This is a genomic window from Ruegeria sp. CDSB013 (genome assembly GCF_059611165.1).
Genome location: NZ_JBXWPA010000004.1, coordinates 130,378 through 146,801, shown reverse-complemented (window position 1 = coordinate 146,801; position 16,424 = coordinate 130,378). Strand labels below are relative to the sequence as shown.

The window sequence follows — 16,424 nt, the reverse complement described above, 5'->3', positions numbered from 1 at the left end:
ATTTTCAGGGCTTTGATCCAATTCTCACAATCACCAGGGTTCCGCTCACACTTTTGCGGGATTTGCGCTAGGAAAGGCGGATGACGCAAAATTTGACAGAGAATCGGGCCAAACAGCGCGACAGAAACCGAGAACAGAAGCGACGTGAACTTGCCGAGAACGCGATTGCGACAATTGCGCGGGCTGGATACGCCAACACCACCTTGCGGGACATTGCGGCCTCGACCGGCGTATCGCTGGGCAAAATACAGTATTATTTTCCCGAAAAAGAGGGGTTGCTGTTGTATTGCGTAGATCTGTCGGTCGACAAGTTCACGTCACAGCTGAACGAGATTCTGAATGCAGAACTCAACCCTCGCGAGGCACGCAGCGCGTATATCGAGCTGTTTGCCTATTCGATCGTCAACTATGCGCATCTGCACAGGCTTTGGTATGACATCCGCAATCAGGCCATGTTCGATGACCAGCTCAGGCCGCGAGTTGCTGACGTCGAGGCCCGGTTTGTCGCAATTTGTGATGAGCTCGGAAAGAAATTTGCTGTTGATGATGTGCGTGGTGTCGAAATCTATGTGATGCTGGACGGCGCCTATCGGTATTACATCCAGCAAAGCATAGCCGGGATGCCAATAACCGCCGAGGACATCGCGCAGCGCCTAAAACGCATTTTAGGTTACCTGACGGGTGAAAAGTAAGGTGCAGACCAATACTCCGCCATCTTGCTATTCGCTTGCCCGGGCGTATTTTCACTCTGATTTCGCTCGGGTTGCAGACAAGATTTCCCGCTGATTTTCTGCGGCTAACCGAACTCTTGCGTACAATATATTGTCATGACAGAAAATAAAGCAAACGAGGCCGCATTGGCTTTTAAAACTGCCGCAGCAACCGCGTTTGCTGTGCTTACCGCTACTTCAGTTTGGCCCGATAACTTGGCACAGGTATTAGGCTTTCTTTCTGCGTCGCGTTGAGAGAGTGCGAATGATATGGTGACCCTGTTTCAATGGGCAGACTTAGTTGTTTTCAGGATTGCTATCGGATCGAGGGTCCTTATACCGGTTCAGGTCCAGCACGCCTGCCTGAATGGGGTCGCTTGCCAGAAACATGGTCATCACCTGATCGCTGGTTTCCCAGAAACCCGGGCTTGTCCTGCGCAGGCCATAAGTGGCTACTAAATCGAGCCATTCGGCCTGCGACCGCACTGATTTGAGGTCGGTTACAAAGGACGCCAGCTGGGCTTCCTGAAGTCGAAAGTAGAAATTTGGATAACTTCCGATCACCCCTGGCAGGATGGTCAGCACGTCGGCTTGCGGATTCCTGCGATCTTTTTCTTCAAACAGGAACGCCACATTATAATGGGCCTTGTCGTGGAGCAGCGAATAGAGAGACGTGGAACCATTTTCGTTGTCCACCAAAAGCAGGGAAACATCTGACAGATACCTGACCCAATCGCCGGTTTGATCCGCGAGCGCCCGCAAGTCGTCCACAACTTCTGAATTGCCATTCGAACAGTCGGCACCTTTGCATCTGTTGATCGTGTCCTCGAGGGCCCAAAGACCGTTGCCGCGATTTAGAAGTTCCAGAAGGAATTCCTGCTTTGGCTTGTCCGTTCCAAAATCTATGCCAGTCGGAAAACTGTCATCGGCACGACGCCGGTGCCAATAGGTGTGCAGCTCGGCCAGAGCTCCTTGGTACCAGGTTTTATGCATCCTTTGCCTGTCGCCTCGCGGCATGAAGTTCAGGAAAGTGTCCTCACTCTCCATCCGCAACTCATCCATGTATAACCGGGTTGAAAGCTGGTGTTCGAGCCGACCGAAAACATCAAAACCTGTGACCAAGTCGTAATAGATACGTTCGAACACCGGATAATCGATAACCCATGCGGTTTCGGGGATGCCGCCGTGGAACCCGGTCATGGCAGAGGCATTGTCGAAATGCCGGAACACGGTAATCAGCGCCTGGGGATTGGTGCCCTCGCCATCCCAGATTGCGTCATATCCAAACCCGTTTTTGTGCGCCGCGCTGTTGCGATATCGGGCATCCCGGAACTCAAGATACTTAATCTGGTTTTCATGGGACATTCCCTGAATGTCCCCCAAGAACCCTATATCTGCAGTACTCACCGGCAATTCCAGAAAGGCCGCCCCGTCCGCCAAAAAGCTGGGTTCTGTGACGGACAGATCGGCATCCGGATCAAGGAAACTGACCCAGAACCGGTCTTCAATCACGTCAACAGCGGTTTCGCCGTGACAGACCGGTCCGCGGATGAAGCTGCGCACATAAAACAATGCGTCGTCCAAGAGAAACTGATAACGGCTGCGGGCCGGTATGTTGGCAAAGGTGCTGAACGGGTTGCCGCCTTCGTCTTCTCCGTACGCAGGCAACTCGGTGACGGACCACGCCGGATCAAGGAATAGCTGCTGGTATCGCGCCAGACGATCCGGACCAAAACTATAGACCAGATGATCTTTGTGCACGATCGTTTCGTCGAATGCCTGCAGTCGATAATAGAACGGCCCTGCGCCGGGGCTATCGAAGGGACGGCGTGTCGCGATGATCTCAATCTTTGATCCTGGCGGGCTGGCGGACCGCACCAGCTGAAAAAACAGTCTTGGATTGTCGGACGGAAAATGGAGACGCGCCAGAAACAGATGTTCGTATATATATCTGCTCATCAATTGATGGCGCAGGTCGGGCGCGTTCAGAAAGGCCTCCCACTCTGTGATCTGATCCTGAATGTCCTGAGGGATTTGTGGTGTGGCCGATGGCAAGGGCGCACCATTTTTAAGCCATGACATGAGGGTCTGGTATTCTTGTTCACTCAGTGGGGCCGTGGCGTAGGGCATTCCCGCCCTTGGGTTTGCCGTGCTGAAGGCGTCGAATTCCTGTGTTGTAGGGCAGGTCAGGGGGCGATCAATCGACAAACCAAGCTGGGTTGGGACAGGCGTGTTAGCCGTCAATCGAGCTTGCCTGCCGAGCTTAATGGAGCGCTCTAACACCGATCCACCCGCGCCGGTCACCTCGGACGACGGAAGAACGGAAAAGAACCCAAGATCCCGCCACCCAGGGATTGTGTGCGCGTCGATTCCAAGCCGCGTTGGTTGCGCATCTTTTAGTCGTTCGGAGTGGTAAACTGCCTCTTTACTGGCACCGCGCAAAAGGCCGGCAGGGGATGTCAGCTTGAGTTGGCAGGGCGCGTCGTAGCAACTGTGACAGACCACGCAGCGGTGGTTCAGGATATCCTGCACGTCGGCCCAGTCTGCATTTTCCTGCTTGTCGACAATGGTCGCGCCGGGTGCTACTGCATCTGACTGGGCCAAACTTTGGTCAGCAAACGTAAATGCAATCGAAGCCGCTAAAACAAAGGTCAAAAAACGCAAATATTGTAATGTTCGCAGCATAGATGCCCCCGTCTGAATGGTTTGATTTTATTGACCATCACGCAAAGCCCATAGGCCCTAACAGGTTTATACTACTGAATTGATTTCGTTTGTCGCGTTTCCTGAACTTTTACGTTGAGGCATCGTTGGGCGTGTTTGCCGCAGTTTCACATGCGGCAAAGTAGATTTATTGGGAGCTTAGTTCGCCAATAATGTCAGACCGTTGCGCCCTTGATGCGTATGGCCGATCCCACGCTACCGGCGCAAAGGCCAATGCCAATAGCAATCAACAGCTCGAATGTATCGACCGCGGCAAATGAACCATGGGCGAAAACGAAGGTCGCCAACACCCCGACAATGCCCCCCATCAATGCACCCAGCCAAACGCGGCGAGTCATCATTCCAAGGGCCAGCCCAAGGATACCCGGCAGACTGATGACGTTGGCCCCGATTGTTCCCAGAATTTCCAGCATGTCGCGTCCCTTTTTCAGTCTGCCCGAGTACTCAGGAATGATTTGATGTCATCGCCGTCAGCTGCGGCCTGTTGTTGCAACGAACCCTGCGCTTTGCTGGCCAGGGTTTCGGTCACTTCCTGATACCGCTCCTGATAGCCGGGTGGCAGGCTATGGGCGATGCCCTGGTGGCAATCGATACAGGTCATGTTTTCATCAATGGCACGTTGGTGCTCAGAGGCAGCGCGCGTTTCCTGCAACGTGAAATCCATATAGTCGAAGTTGTGGCAATTCCGGCATTCGCGACTGTCGGAGGCCTTCATCTTCTTCCAGACGGCGGTCGCCATGCTCAGACGGTGCTCTTCGTATTTCTCGGGCGTACTGATCGTGCCTGCCAGCTCGTGATAGACGTCCTTGACCGCCATGATCTTGGCTTTGATCTTGTGGTTCCATTCATGCGGCACATGGCAATCAGAACAGATGGCCCGCACACCGGAGTGGTTGTTGTAGTGGATCGTCTCGCGATACTCGCCCAGATTGGTCTCCATCGTATGGCACGAGGTACAGAACTCCTCGGTATTCGTCAGCTCAAGCGTCCAGTGGAAGCCACCCCAGAACAGGATACCAGCTAAAAAGCCTGCAAGGATCAGAAAGCCCGAGCTAAAGGCAACCGCCGGGGTCCAGATCCAGTTCCAGATGCGGCCAATCCACCCACGTTTTTCAGGAGAGTCTGCCATGTTGGTGCCCCTTTCATTCTTGCGTTGGATTAATTGCCCGAGGACGGTTGAAAGACGTTGTCAACCAATGGCGGTGCGTCTGCTTGCGGCACGTGGCATTGGTTGCAGAAATAACGGGTGCCTGCGATGTGATCCAACTCGTTGCCGTCGCGATCCAGATAGTGAGTCATCGACAATGTCGGGGCGTTGCGTTCGCCGGCTTTGGTCCAGTCGTGGCAGGACAGGCACTGATTTGTGCGCGTGTCGATCTGATATTGCTCGACCGAGTGTGGGATCAGCGGCGGTTGTTGGCGATAGTTGCGCTGCATGCGCCCTTCGACGTTCTTGTGGATCTGTTCCAAGGGGATCAGTTCATCCACATCGGCACCCCGCAGGGTTTCTACCTGAGCTGATTGCGCAAGGGCGAATCCGCCCAAAAGCAAAACGGGGATAAGGGCTGTAAGGCCTGTTCGGGTTGGCTTGTTCATCTTGGCACTCCCTCAGATAGGTCTGGCTGCGCGCGGATCGGGCGCGGGAACTGGATCGGTAGGTGCGGCGATCTTGTCGTCGAACCGGTGAGTAAATTTGAAAACGTCGACAGCGCATACGTCGATGCAACGACCGCAGGTGGTGCAGTCAGGGGAAAGGATCAGTGGTGTGGAACCCGACTTACCCTTCAGCGCAGGAGATATGACCTGATTTTCTGGGCAAACGGCATAGCAATCCATGCAATCATCGCAGGCTGCGCGATTTGAGGCGCTGACCTTCAGCAAACCTTTGGCACCAATCAGGCCGTAAAATGCGCCAACCGGGCAGATGTGACCGCACCAGCCGTGGCGCGAAACGAACAGGTCGAACACGAAGATGGCAATGATCATGGCCCACACGAACCCCGCGCCGAAAATCAGCCCGCGATGCAGCATGGTGATCGGGTTGACCAACTCCCAGGCGATCACGCCTGTCATGCCCGAGACGATTAAAACAGTGGCCAGTATCCAAAGGCGGGTGCTGCGCTTGGGTTGCCAGCCTTTGGGCAGGTCCAAACGTCTGTGTAACCAGTTGGCTGCATCGGTGACTGGGTTGATCGGACAAACCCACGAACAATAGACGCGCCCACCAATCAGAGCGTAGGCGACCAGAACGATTACACCCCCGATTAGGGCCGTCCATTCCGGCCAATGCCCAGCGATCACGCTTTGCAGCAGGATAAGCGGGTCGGTCAGCGGCAGCACGCCCAGCGTCAAAGAACCCGCGAGCGTGCCTTGCACGATCCAGATGCCGAACCACGGCCCCAGAAGAAACACAGCCAGAAAGAGCAACTGGCTTGCGCGGCGCAGCAGCAGGTATTTGTGGGCGCGCACCCAACCTTTTTCTTCGATGGCCTCCATTCCGGCCGGCATATGTGTGCGTGCACTCATTGTCCGACCCCCGGCAAATCGTATGCTGGTGCGAACCCGCCCGGTGCGGCAAGGTTGTCGGTGCCCGGTCCGGGCAGTCGGTCCGGCAGATCGATGAGGCCTTCAACAAGGGGACCGCCTTTGGCCTCTTTCTCTTCCCAGCCTTTGCGGTAGTGATCGGCACTGCTGCCGCGGGCCAAGCGCGCAGGCAGGACCTTGATCGCGGCCTCGGGCAGAACACAGCTTTTCTCGCACATGCCGCAGCCTGTGCAGTGGTCCGCATGAACGGTTGGGATAAACAGTGCGTGGTGGCCTGAACGTTCGTTATGGGCCGTTTCCAGCGTGATTGCCTCATCAATCACGGGGCAGACGCGATAGCAGACATCGCAGCGCAGGCCGAGGAAGTTCAGGCAGTTCTCCTGATCGACAAGGACGGCAACGCCCATCTTGGCATCATCAATATTGTAGAGGGCTGGATCCAATGCACCGGTGGGGCAGGCGGCCACGCAAGGGATGTCGTCACACATTTCACAAGGCACATCCCGCGCTGTGAAATAGGGCGTCCCTGTAGCAACCGCATCCACGCCCAATTCCGCCAGTTTCAATGTGTCGTAAGGACAATCCCGCACGCAAAGCCCGCAGCGAATGCATGCAGACAGAAACGCCTCTTCCGGTAGCGCGCCGGGGGGGCGCAACGCTTCGGCCGGTAACGCCCGAGCATCGCGGGCAAGCCAGGCCAACAATGACCCGGCGACCACACAGCCGCCCGACGCACGCGCCGCATCCTGCAGGAAGCGACGCCTTTGCGGCGAAAGAGGTTTACCTTCAAAGGGCATGGGGACGGCCTTTGCCTCGCTTGTCCGTTACGCGCGCTCGACCTTACAGGCGCATTTCTTGTAGTCGGTCTCTTTCGACAGCGGGCAAGTTGCGTCCAGCGTCAGCTTGTTGGTCAGCTGATGCTCGTCGAACCATGGCATAAAGACCAATCCGCGTGGCACCTTATTGCGGCCGCGCGTTTCAACCCGGCTGGTCACCTCGCCCCTGCGGGTGGAGAGTACGATCTCTTGCCCACGGCGCAGACCGCGATCCTTGGCGTCTTCCGGGTGCATGTAGACAACGGCTGACGGAAACGCGCGATGCAGTTCGGGCACGCGGCGGGTCATCGAACCCGAATGCCAGTGTTCCAGCACACGACCGGTGGACAGCCACAGATCGAATTCCTCATCCGGTTCCTCGGCGGCAGGCTCATAAGGGGCAAAGATGATCTTGGCCTTGCCGTCCTCGTAGCCGTAGAACTTAACGTCTGCGCCTTCCGGCACATACGGATCATACCCTTCGCGGAAGCGATAGAGTGTTTCCTTGCCGTCGACGACAGGCCAGCGCATGCCACGGGCCTCGTGATACATCTCGAACGGAGCAAGGTCGTGCGCGTGGCCGCGTCCGAAATCGGCATATTCTTCAAACAGACCTTTCTGAACGTAGAAGCCGAAATGCTCCGCGTCGTCGTTGTGGAACCCTTCCGCCGTTTCCGACAGCGGGAACAGGTCGACCTTACCGTTGGCATAAAGCACGTCATACATGGTCTTGCCGCGATGCTCGGGCATCTTGGCCAGCAGCTCTTCGCCCCAGACCTCTTCGATGGTAAAACGTTTCGCGAATTCCATCAGCTGCCACAGGTCCGACTTGGCCTCACCCGGTGCCTGCACCTGCTGGCGCCAGAATTGCGTACGGCGTTCGGCGTTGCCATAGGCGCCTTCTTTCTCAACCCACATGGCCGTGGGAAGGATCAAGTCGGCCGAAACTGCGGTGACAGTTGGGTAAGGATCCGAGACTGTGATGAAGTTTTCCGGGTTACGGTAACCAGGATAGCCTTCTTCGTTGATGTTGGGCGCGGCTTGCATGTTGTTGTTGCACTGGACCCAATAGGCATTCAGTTCGCCGTCCTTCAGTTTGCGGTGCTGCAACACGGCGTGGAAGCCGGGCTTGGGCGGGATAGTGCCCTCGGGGATGTTCCATGCGGTTTCGCAGATTTCGCGGTGCTTATCACTCGTAACAACCATGTCCGCCGGCAGACGGTGGGCAAAGGTCCCCACCTCACGCGCCGTGCCACAGGCCGACGGTTGACCCGTCAGCGAGAAGGGAGAGTTGCCGGGTTCGGAAATCTTGCCCACCAGCAAGTGCACGTTATACATCAGCGAATTCACCCAGGACCCGCGGGTGTGTTGGTTGAAGCCCATGGTCCACAAGCTCATCACTTTACGGTTCGGGTCGGCATATTGCTGGGCCAGTTTCTCCAGCTTGTCTGCAGGGACGCCAGACAGTTCAGAGGTATATTCCAGCGTGTAGGGCGCGACGGCTTCGGCGTATTCTTCGAAGCTGATCGGATCCATCTTGCCCGAGTTCGGATTTTCGGCTTCTTGCTGCAGCGCGTTGGTGTCGCGCAGGCCATAGCCGATATCGGTGGCGGTTTTGGTGATGTTAACGTGTTTTTTGACGAAGTCTTCGTTTACCGCGCCATTTTGAATGATGTAGTTGGCGATGTAGTTCAGGATCGCCAAATCGGTTTGCGGTTCAAAAACAATGCCGTTGTCCGCCAGTTCGAACGAGCGGTGTTCGAAAGTGGACAGCACATGCACCTCACATCCCGGCTTGGTCAGGCGCGTGTCCGTCAGGCGCGACCACAGGATCGGGTGCATCTCAGCCATGTTCGAGCCCCACAGCACGAAGGTGTCCGCGTGCTCAAAGTCGTCATAACACCCCATCGGCTCATCAATGCCGAAGGTTCGCATAAAACCTACGACGGCCGAGGCCATGCAGTGCCGGGCGTTGGGGTCGATGTTGTTGGACCGGAACCCGGCTTTCATCAGTTTGGAGGCCGCATAGCCTTCCCAAACCGTCCATTGCCCGGAACCAAACATACCGACACTGGTCGGGCCTTTCTTGACCAGCGCTTCTTTCCATTTTGCGGCCATGACATCGAACGCTTCGTCCCAGCTGACCGGCTCGAACTCACCGTTTTTGTCGTATTCGCCGTTGGTCTTGCGCAGCAAAGGCGTGGTCAGTCGATCCTTGCCGTACATAATCTTGGATAGGAAATAGCCCTTGATACAGTTCAACCCTCGGTTCACGGGCGCGTCGGGGTCGCCTTGCGTCGCAACGACGCGACCTTCTTTGGTGCCAACCAGAACAGAGCAGCCTGTACCACAGAACCGACAGGCCGCCTTGTCCCAGCGGATGTCCGGCGCTCCGGCTTGGGCATTGGCTTGACCGGCTGCCAGCGGAATACCAGCGGCAGACGCCGTTGCTGCGGCCGCAGAGGCCTTGAGAAAAGTCCGACGGGATTCAGAATGTGTCATTGCGTGGGCCTCCGGCTGGGGGTTGGGCTTGGGGCATCGGGCTGCGGACGGGCGTCCGCAGGATCCTCGAAATGGTGATAAGTCAGTGTCAGTGAGATGACGCCCGGGATCTGGTGCAGATCCATGATGATCTCGGACGCAAGGCGTGATGGCGTGTCTTCGACAACGACAACAAATCGCCCATCGTCTGTTTCGGCGTGAATTTCGATACCCGGTGTGTCCCTCATCACCCGCGCTGCTGCGCTTGTGTGATCAGGTGCGACATGGGCAAGACAACCGCAGATGTTCATTGAGTAGTTTCCATTTGTGGTTGAGATTGGCGTTTAAGCGCAATGGCATCGGCGGGACATAAACTTGGGCAAATCCCGCACCCATTGCATGTATCAAGGTCAAGCACGGGCTCTGCGCGGCCAGCGGTCATCAGTTTGAAACGGATGGCGCCCTGATCGCAGTTGTCCTGGCAGATGCGGCAACTCACGCCGTTCATGGATAGGCAGGTGTCCGCTGTCAGCGCGGCGCGCCATGGCCAATCTGGCAGACGGTCAATCGATAACGCTTCGGTTGGACAAATCCGGGCGCAGTCACCGCAGAAGGTGCAGGGAGTGTCAGTTGGCTTGAACAGGGGGTATCCGTCTGTCCCGATGACGATCGCATCTTCGGGGCAAGTATCTGCGCAATCACCACATTTGCTGCATGTTTCAACAAAGCACAGCTCAACCGAGCCCGGAGGTCTGGCGATATTGCCGTCCTCTGGTCTAATTTTGGCGCTTAGAAACGCGCGTCGGCTGGTCAATTGTTGCATTGCATGCGACCTGGCTACACTCGATTCCTGTAATCGAGTGTATCGCATACCGTGATCTGTGGGGGTCTTTTTTGATTTAGGTCATTTTGCCCGATTATTATTAGTCATTTGGGAAACTTTAACTTTTGCACCTATGCGACCTTTGGCGATCAGCGCCGAGGTCGAGCGGTTCGGATCAACAGAAGAAAGACAAAAACCGATCCCAGCGATGTCGTGACAATACCAACAGGCAGCTCTTGCGGGGCAAGCAACAGACGACTCAGGATATCCGAACCTGTAAGCAACGCTGCCCCAACAATGGCGGCGGTAGGCACAAGCTGGCTGTGCAATGGCCCTGCGATACCGCGCGCGATGTGGGGAACCATCAAGCCGACAAAACCGATCACGCCCGCAACGGAGACAAACACAGCAGTCGCAAGAGCGGCCACGAAGAACATTCGGAACCGCAAGCCCTGAACGGGCACACCCAGGGTGGCGGCGGTCAAATCACCAGTCAGCAGCGCATCAAGCCAGCGGCTGCGGTACATCGCATAGGCGAGGATCAATACTAAACCGGCGCAGACAAGCGGGAATGTCTCCCACCGGGCAAGACCCAGACCCCCAAGCATCCAGAATATTACCGAATGGGCCGCACGGCTGTCGCCCGCGAAAATGAGATAATTGGTAATGGCTGAAAACAAAAACGAAACTGCAAGCCCTGCAAGGATCAGTTTTTCGGGCGCGCTTGTGCGCAGCCCATGAACTAAAGCCAGCACAATGCCTGATGCGACAAGCCCTCCGAAAAACGCGGCCAGTGGCAGGGTCCAAAAGCCCAGCACATCTCCGGTTACTGTAATGACAAAGACAGCTCCCGCCGCAGCGCCAGAGGACAGTCCGAACAGAAACGGGTCCGCCAGATCGTTGCGTGTGGTGGTTTGCAGGACAACGCCAACGACGCCCAATCCGGCACCGATCACCGCGGCAAACAGCGCGCGTGGTAAGCGCAGGTCAAACACGATGCGGTGGAGCGGAGACATCTCTCCGTCCATCAATCCTGTGCCCAACAAGACACCGGCTAGCGCGTCAGAGGCCGGAATGGATGTGGTTCCGTAGATAGTCGAGGTCAGCAAAAGGGCGGCCAATACAGCCGCCCCCAGCAAGAGTGTAAGGCCAAGACGGCCCATATCAGTTCAGGCCCGGGTGCATGGCTTTGGCCATTTTCGAAATTGCTTCGATATTTGCCGGTCCGGGTGTCAGTTCTTCGTAGCGCAGACCAATCCAGCGTTCGTTCCTGACCGCATCCGTCTGAGACATCACGGGATGGTCCTGCAGGAACTTGAAGGTATCTGCGGCGCCATTTCCAGTTTGATAATCAAGTAAAACCAGGAATTCCGGGTTCGAAGCGGCAACAGCCTCCCACGAGGAACGACCCCAGCTGGTGTCCATATCATGGGTGACGTTCTCGCCGCCAGCGGCAGCAATCATCGCGTCGGGAATGGCAAACTTACCAGCCGTAAACGGGGCATCGGCGGGGCCGTCCAGCAGGAAAACGCGGGGTTTCGGCAGGTCGGCTGTCTGTGTTTCAATTTCGGACAGTTCCTCTTTCCAGCCGGAAACAAGCTTTTCTGCCTTGTCCTCAACGCGCATGACTTTGCCCAAGCGAAGAACGTCGGTGAACAGCAGGTCCATGCTGGCTTCGGGGCGATCCTTATCCAGATGTACGCAGCTTTCGGTCAGGATCATCGTTTTGATGCCAAACGGCGCAAGAGTGTCGGGGGTCACGTCACCGCCCGGCTTCATGCCATAGTACCAGCCCGCAAAGAAAAGGTCGGGTTCGACAGCGACCAGATTTTCTACTGTTGGATACTTGGGCGCAAGTTCCGGGATGTCGCCGCGCAGGGTTTCAAACTCGGGGCTGGTTTTGTACCAGCCGGTGATGCCCGTCAGGCCCACGATCTTGTCCTGCAAACCCAGTGCAAAAGCCATGTCGGTCATGTTCATGTCGTGCACGACCAGCCGCTCGGGTTGAGTTTCAAACACCATCGGCTCGCCGCAATTGTCGACGGTGATCTCGCGCGCTGTTGCGGCACTTGCAATGCCGCTGATCAGTGCAGCGCACCAGAGAGTTTTGTTCATGTTACTTTCCCTAGTTTGAGGTAGTGGTTCTTCGGATATCCAGTGCCGGGATCATGCGGCCTTCATGCTGAAAGCTAAGAAAATCGACACCGAACGTTTCACGGACCCTTTCGGGTGTCAGCACTTCGTGCACTGGGCCGAAACCGGTCAGGCGTGTGGATTTCATCAACGCGACATGGGTCGCGAATTCCGGGATCATGACCAGATCATGGACGATCATGACCACCGTAATGCCCAGCTGAGCCACCAGCGACAGCATGCGTCCCTTGGCGTCCGGGTCCAGATGGTTCGTCGGCTCATCCAAAAACAGCAGCGACGGGTTCTGCGCTAACGCCCTTGCGATATGAGCGCGCTGGCGTTCCCCCCCGGATAATACGGCCATCCGCTTGTCAGCGAGGGCAACCAGTCCGGTAAGCTTCAGGATGCGGTCCAATTCCAAGGCGTGCTCAGCCGCAGATCGATCGGCGCGGATCGGGATTTGCCCAAGGGCCACGTAGTCGCGCAGAAACAAACGCCCGTCCGGCGATTCCTGTTGACTGACCACGGCGATCATTCGGGCGCGGTCCATCGCCGAAAGCTGCCGAAGGCTGCGCCCCTTTACCAAAACGTCCCCCAGCACAATCTCTTCACCGCCGCACAAAAGATTCAGCAGCGTTGTCTTACCCGCACCGTTTGGGCCGGCAATTGCCAGAGTGGCCCCTTCACTCAGTTCGAAATTGATGTTTTGCAGCAGTACGTCGCCGTTCAGGGCGTAATACTCCAGCCCGCGCGCCTCAAGGAAAGCTCCGCAGGTCATGCGCTTGTCTCCAGCTTCAGCCGGGGCAGGCGCGCCAGGGTCTTTTCAAGAAGGGCAGGCGGGCGCTGCGTTGCGTTGGTCCACCCATCCGCGCTGCGATGGTATTGATGTGCAAATTCGGCCAAAGCATCCACGTCCTCAGTCGATTGGATGTCACCGAAAAGGTACTGCGCTTTGTCGAATGCCTGAAACCCGACGGTTGTGGGATGACCGCAACCGGCCATGCAGGAAACGCTTTGGATGTCAAAACTGGATGGAAGCTTGCTTGCAAGCGCAGCGCGCAATGAATCCGCCCGGTCAGAACCCTCGCAGGTCTCGCAAATCAGAAGGAAATGATCAGGACTGATCGACATAGCCCACTCCGCCTGTTGCCAAGCGCGGGCAGAAGGTGCCAATCATGTCATCACGTCTTAGACGTGTCATAAAGCCTCCTTCCAGGACGCCCCGCCCCGGGTTGGTTGAACATCGGATGGTAGGTCTCCTGACTTGCGGGTCGTGGCTTGGCCATCCTTCCCGACCCATTTGGGGTCAGTGGGTATTTGGCGTCGCTCACCGCTTACAGTTGCGGGGGCAGTCACGGACTTGGCGCTTGTTGGCAACCTCACCGTATTCCCTTTTCATCCCTTGGCGAACCATAGGGAACCATCGTGGGTGATGCTTGCCCGAGTTCCGATTTTGGGTCAAGCGATAATACTCAGCGCCCCACGCACAGAGGTCATTTGTCATTTGCCAACGATCTGACTACGCTGCGTCGCAGAAATGTAGGGACAAAGGTGGATATGTTCTGGTTCCGGAAGGGCCGCACATCCAATGTTTAAAACGACGAACACGCATTCGTAAACAAAGCCGGTTGAGATGAAAATTCAAGAAAACAGAACCTATTCTCAACTGAAGGTAGGCGACAAGGCGCAGGTCACCCGATTGTGCACCGTGGACGACTTGTACGCGTTTGCCTCGGCTTCGGGTGACCACAACCCGCTGAATCTGGCGGCCTATGACGGAGATGGAGATGGACACCCCGAGGCTGTCGCGCCCGCCTTGTGGCCCGCGGGTCTGGTGGCTGCAGTCATTGGAAACATCTTACCGGGGGCCGGTACGCAAACACGTCGGGCGGACCTGAGTTTTCATGCTCCGGTTATGGCGGGCGAAGAACTGACCGCCTTTGTGGCTGTTACCGAAAAGCGTGAAGACGGCGACCTGACCTGTTCCGCCGAGGTGCGCCGGGTCGGGGATAACGCATTGATCCTGAGCGGTACCGTACAGGTCACACCACCGTCGCGGCATTTGACCTTCGACTCGGTTGAGATGCCGGGACTGATCGTTCAACGTCACCGGCACTTCGACGCTTTGTTGGAAAAGGCACGTCCTCTGGACCCGATGCCCACAGCGATCGTTGCGCCAGAGGAGCCAAATTCGCTGGGCGGGGCGTTGCTGGCGTTGGAAAACAGCATCATTACGCCGATTTTGGTGGGCGACCCGGACAAAATCACCGCCGCTGCCGCCCAGCTTGGAGCGGATTTGGCCGGAATTGAAATTATCCAAGCCAAAGGCCACGATGTGGCTGCTCGTCGCGCCGTCGATCTGGTCGTCGAAGGCAAGGCCCGGATGCTGATGAAAGGTCACTTGCACACAGATGTCCTTTTACGCGCCGTTCTTCGCCGCGAAAACGGCCTGAGGACCGGGCGACGCTTGTCGCATGTGTTCGTTATGGACGTGCCGGGCATGTCCCGGCCCATCATGGTTACCGATGCGGCGGTGAATATCGCACCGGATCTCGAAACCAAGGCCGATATCGTTCAAAACGCCATCCATCTTGCGCATTCTATTGGCATCGAGATGCCCAAGGTTGGCGTCTTGTCGGCGGTTGAGACCATCAACCCGCATTTACCGTCGTCTGTCGATGCGGCGCTGTTGTCGAAAATGGCCGAGCGTGGACAGATCACCGGCGGGCTGGTCGATGGCCCCTTGGCCATGGACAATGCGGTTGATCTGAACGCCGCGCGGACAAAAGGCATCACCTCACCGGTCGCGGGGGTCGCAGACATTCTGGTTGTTCCGAATATCGAAGCCGGCAACATGGTAGCCAAACAGCTGACATATATCTCGCATGCCGAGGCTGCCGGCGTCGTGATAGGTGCTGCGGCACCGATTATCCTGACATCTCGGGCAGATGATGATGCTTCGCGGCTGGCGTCTTGTGCTGTCGCGGCGCTGCATGCAATTGCGAATGAAGGCAAAATCCATGGCTGAACATGTTTTGGCACTGAATGCCGGGTCGTCCTCGTTGAAATTCGCGCTTTACGAACTGGTCGAGGACCGACGTCCCAGTATGCGCTGGCGCGGTCAGATCGAGCGGTTGGGGGATGCACCACGCTTGTTGGCCCAATCAGCAGGGGGGCGGTCTGTCGACCGTCAGTTGTCTGGAGCCAAAACACATGACGAGGCCATCAATGCGTTTCTTGAACTTACCCGCGAATACCTGCCGGACATTCACGTCCGGGCCGTGGGCCACCGCGTCGTTCACGGCGGACCAGTCTATTCGGAACCTGTCGTGGTGGACGAGCACGTCTTTGATACGCTAAGCGGTTTCATTCCCTTCGCGCCTTTGCACCAACCCTACAGCCTTGCGGGTATCAAGGCGGCCGCGGCAGCCTTTCCGGGTACCACCCAGATTGCGTGCTTCGATACCGCGTTTCACCGGACGCATCCTTGGGTGAATGATACTTTCGCCCTTCCGCAACGTTTTTACGAGAAGGGTGTGCGCAGATACGGGTTTCACGGGCTGAGCTACGACTATGTCTCGCAAAAGCTTAAAGAAATTGCGCCGGGTTTGTACGACGGCCGCGTCGTCATTGCGCACCTGGGAAATGGCGCGTCGATGTGTGCGGTGTCGGGCGGTCGGGCCGTGGCCTCAACCATGGGGTTTTCGGCGCTCGACGGTCTGCCCATGGGCACCCGCAGCGGGCAATTGGACCCGGGGGTCGTGCTTTACATGATGCAGCAAGAAGGGATGGAGGCAGACGAAATCGCCGAGCTTCTTTATCGAAAGTCTGGCTTGCTTGGTCTGTCCGGCATGTCCTCAGACATGCGCACCCTGTTGGCTGCTGACACTCCGGATGCGCGCAAAGCGATTGAGTATTACGTCTTCCGCATCCGTCGGGAACTGGGTGCCTTGTCTGCTGCGCTGGAAGGCATCGACGCTTTGGTCTTTACCGGAGGTATCGGTGAAAATGCCGCCCGTATCCGACAGATGGTCTGCGAAGGGATGCGCTGGATCGGGATTGATATGGACCCGAACCGAAATGCAGACAACGCCACGGTTCTGTCCACTGATTTCAGCCGGGTGCGTATTCTGGCCATTCCCACAAACGAAGAGATGGTGATCGCGCGTGCAGCGGCCAGAATGGCATAATCGC

16 protein-coding genes and 1 riboswitch are annotated in these 16,424 nt (G+C 56.8%); of the genes, 3 read left to right on the top strand and 13 right to left on the bottom strand.

Translation table 11 applies throughout. From position 1 onward, the window contains the following. Positions 1-80 precede the first annotated feature (80 nt). Positions 81-692, top strand: a complete 612-nt coding sequence (locus tag AC2FJF_RS09005; protein ID WP_496724793.1) for a TetR/AcrR family transcriptional regulator — start codon at positions 81-83, stop codon at positions 690-692. 315 nt (positions 693-1,007) lie between these two features. On the opposite strand, the gene AC2FJF_RS09000 is transcribed toward AC2FJF_RS09005, so the two are convergent. The 13 genes from AC2FJF_RS09000 to AC2FJF_RS08940 form a co-directional block, all read right to left on the bottom strand. Beyond that, positions 1,008-3,395, bottom strand: coding sequence for a fatty acid cis/trans isomerase (locus AC2FJF_RS09000; protein ID WP_496724791.1), 2,388 nt, complete (start codon positions 3,393-3,395; stop codon positions 1,008-1,010). Positions 3,396-3,589: 194 nt separating this feature from the next. Then, positions 3,590-3,847, bottom strand: a complete 258-nt coding sequence (locus AC2FJF_RS08995) for a hypothetical protein (RefSeq protein ID WP_108859619.1) — start codon at positions 3,845-3,847, stop codon at positions 3,590-3,592. 14 nt (positions 3,848-3,861) lie between these two features. Continuing rightward, a complete protein-coding gene (locus AC2FJF_RS08990) occupies positions 3,862-4,563 on the bottom strand; it encodes a NapC/NirT family cytochrome c (RefSeq protein ID WP_058272027.1) in 702 nt (233 codons plus the stop codon). Between the two features lie 29 nt (positions 4,564-4,592). Further along, positions 4,593-5,030 carry a nitrate reductase cytochrome c-type subunit gene (locus AC2FJF_RS08985; protein WP_058272026.1) on the bottom strand — a complete coding sequence of 146 codons (438 nt, stop codon included), beginning with the start codon at positions 5,028-5,030 and terminating at the stop codon, positions 4,593-4,595. A gap of 12 nt (positions 5,031-5,042) precedes the next feature. Then, the gene (gene napH, locus AC2FJF_RS08980) at positions 5,043-5,960 is read right to left on the bottom strand and encodes a quinol dehydrogenase ferredoxin subunit NapH (RefSeq protein WP_496724788.1); all 918 of its coding nucleotides are present in this window, start codon (positions 5,958-5,960) and stop codon (positions 5,043-5,045) included. Next, entirely contained in the window at positions 5,957-6,775 is an 819-nt protein-coding gene (gene napG, locus AC2FJF_RS08975; protein ID WP_496724786.1) for a ferredoxin-type protein NapG, read from the bottom strand. The genes napH and napG overlap by 4 nt, the downstream gene beginning before the upstream one ends. Positions 6,776-6,802: 27 nt before the next feature. Continuing rightward, positions 6,803-9,295: a nitrate reductase catalytic subunit NapA gene (gene napA, locus AC2FJF_RS08970; RefSeq protein WP_496724784.1), complete on the bottom strand. Its 2,493-nt coding sequence runs from the start codon at positions 9,293-9,295 to the stop codon at positions 6,803-6,805. After that, positions 9,292-9,585: a chaperone NapD gene (locus AC2FJF_RS08965; RefSeq protein ID WP_496724782.1), complete on the bottom strand. Its 294-nt coding sequence runs from the start codon at positions 9,583-9,585 to the stop codon at positions 9,292-9,294. Before AC2FJF_RS08965 ends, napA begins: the two co-directional genes overlap by 4 nt. Next, the gene (locus AC2FJF_RS08960) at positions 9,582-10,097 is read right to left on the bottom strand and encodes a ferredoxin-type protein NapF (protein ID WP_496724780.1); all 516 of its coding nucleotides are present in this window, start codon (positions 10,095-10,097) and stop codon (positions 9,582-9,584) included. The genes AC2FJF_RS08965 and AC2FJF_RS08960 overlap by 4 nt, the downstream gene beginning before the upstream one ends. Positions 10,098-10,246: 149 nt before the next feature. Then, on the bottom strand, positions 10,247-11,260 hold the full coding sequence (locus AC2FJF_RS08955; RefSeq protein ID WP_496724778.1) for a FecCD family ABC transporter permease: 1,014 nt from the start codon (positions 11,258-11,260) through the stop codon (positions 10,247-10,249). A gap of 1 nt (position 11,261) precedes the next feature. Beyond that, the gene (locus AC2FJF_RS08950) at positions 11,262-12,212 is read right to left on the bottom strand and encodes an ABC transporter substrate-binding protein (protein WP_496724776.1); all 951 of its coding nucleotides are present in this window, start codon (positions 12,210-12,212) and stop codon (positions 11,262-11,264) included. 10 nt (positions 12,213-12,222) lie between these two features. After that, complete coding sequence (locus AC2FJF_RS08945; RefSeq protein ID WP_496724774.1) at positions 12,223-13,008, bottom strand: ABC transporter ATP-binding protein; 786 nt, start codon at positions 13,006-13,008, stop codon at positions 12,223-12,225. Next, positions 13,005-13,361: a DUF1636 family protein gene (locus tag AC2FJF_RS08940; protein ID WP_496724772.1), complete on the bottom strand. Its 357-nt coding sequence runs from the start codon at positions 13,359-13,361 to the stop codon at positions 13,005-13,007. The genes AC2FJF_RS08945 and AC2FJF_RS08940 overlap by 4 nt, the downstream gene beginning before the upstream one ends. Before the next feature lie 101 nt (positions 13,362-13,462). Then, positions 13,463-13,670, bottom strand: a riboswitch (cobalamin riboswitch). A gap of 193 nt (positions 13,671-13,863) precedes the next feature. Between AC2FJF_RS08940 and AC2FJF_RS08935 the strand changes: the two genes are divergently transcribed. Beyond that, positions 13,864-15,258 carry a bifunctional enoyl-CoA hydratase/phosphate acetyltransferase gene (locus AC2FJF_RS08935; RefSeq protein WP_496724770.1) on the top strand — a complete coding sequence of 465 codons (1,395 nt, stop codon included), beginning with the start codon at positions 13,864-13,866 and terminating at the stop codon, positions 15,256-15,258. After that, the gene (locus tag AC2FJF_RS08930; protein WP_496724768.1) at positions 15,251-16,420 is read left to right on the top strand and encodes an acetate/propionate family kinase; all 1,170 of its coding nucleotides are present in this window, start codon (positions 15,251-15,253) and stop codon (positions 16,418-16,420) included. Before AC2FJF_RS08935 ends, AC2FJF_RS08930 begins: the two co-directional genes overlap by 8 nt. Positions 16,421-16,424 lie beyond the last annotated feature (4 nt).

What these genes read in the sequence shown, in the direction of transcription:
- AC2FJF_RS08935 (WP_496724770.1), top strand. Translation starts at nt 13,864, where the DNA reads ATGAAAATTCAAGAAAACAGAACCTATTCTCAACTGAAGGTAGGCGAC.
- napG (WP_496724786.1), bottom strand. Translation starts at nt 6,775, where the DNA reads ATGCCCTTTGAAGGTAAACCTCTTTCGCCGCAAAGGCGTCGCTTCCTG.
- AC2FJF_RS08950 (WP_496724776.1), bottom strand. Translation starts at nt 12,212, where the DNA reads ATGAACAAAACTCTCTGGTGCGCTGCACTGATCAGCGGCATTGCAAGT.
- AC2FJF_RS08995 (WP_108859619.1), bottom strand. Translation starts at nt 3,847, where the DNA reads ATGCTGGAAATTCTGGGAACAATCGGGGCCAACGTCATCAGTCTGCCG.
- napH (WP_496724788.1), bottom strand. Translation starts at nt 5,960, where the DNA reads ATGAGTGCACGCACACATATGCCGGCCGGAATGGAGGCCATCGAAGAA.
- napA (WP_496724784.1), bottom strand. Translation starts at nt 9,295, where the DNA reads ATGACACATTCTGAATCCCGTCGGACTTTTCTCAAGGCCTCTGCGGCC.
- AC2FJF_RS08940 (WP_496724772.1), bottom strand. Translation starts at nt 13,361, where the DNA reads ATGTCGATCAGTCCTGATCATTTCCTTCTGATTTGCGAGACCTGCGAG.
- AC2FJF_RS09005 (WP_496724793.1), top strand. Translation starts at nt 81, where the DNA reads ATGACGCAAAATTTGACAGAGAATCGGGCCAAACAGCGCGACAGAAAC.
- AC2FJF_RS08990 (WP_058272027.1), bottom strand. Translation starts at nt 4,563, where the DNA reads ATGGCAGACTCTCCTGAAAAACGTGGGTGGATTGGCCGCATCTGGAAC.
- AC2FJF_RS08930 (WP_496724768.1), top strand. Translation starts at nt 15,251, where the DNA reads ATGGCTGAACATGTTTTGGCACTGAATGCCGGGTCGTCCTCGTTGAAA.
- AC2FJF_RS08945 (WP_496724774.1), bottom strand. Translation starts at nt 13,008, where the DNA reads ATGACCTGCGGAGCTTTCCTTGAGGCGCGCGGGCTGGAGTATTACGCC.
- AC2FJF_RS08965 (WP_496724782.1), bottom strand. Translation starts at nt 9,585, where the DNA reads ATGAACATCTGCGGTTGTCTTGCCCATGTCGCACCTGATCACACAAGC.
- AC2FJF_RS08960 (WP_496724780.1), bottom strand. Translation starts at nt 10,097, where the DNA reads ATGCAACAATTGACCAGCCGACGCGCGTTTCTAAGCGCCAAAATTAGA.
- AC2FJF_RS08985 (WP_058272026.1), bottom strand. Translation starts at nt 5,030, where the DNA reads ATGAACAAGCCAACCCGAACAGGCCTTACAGCCCTTATCCCCGTTTTG.
- AC2FJF_RS09000 (WP_496724791.1), bottom strand. Translation starts at nt 3,395, where the DNA reads ATGCTGCGAACATTACAATATTTGCGTTTTTTGACCTTTGTTTTAGCG.
- AC2FJF_RS08955 (WP_496724778.1), bottom strand. Translation starts at nt 11,260, where the DNA reads ATGGGCCGTCTTGGCCTTACACTCTTGCTGGGGGCGGCTGTATTGGCC.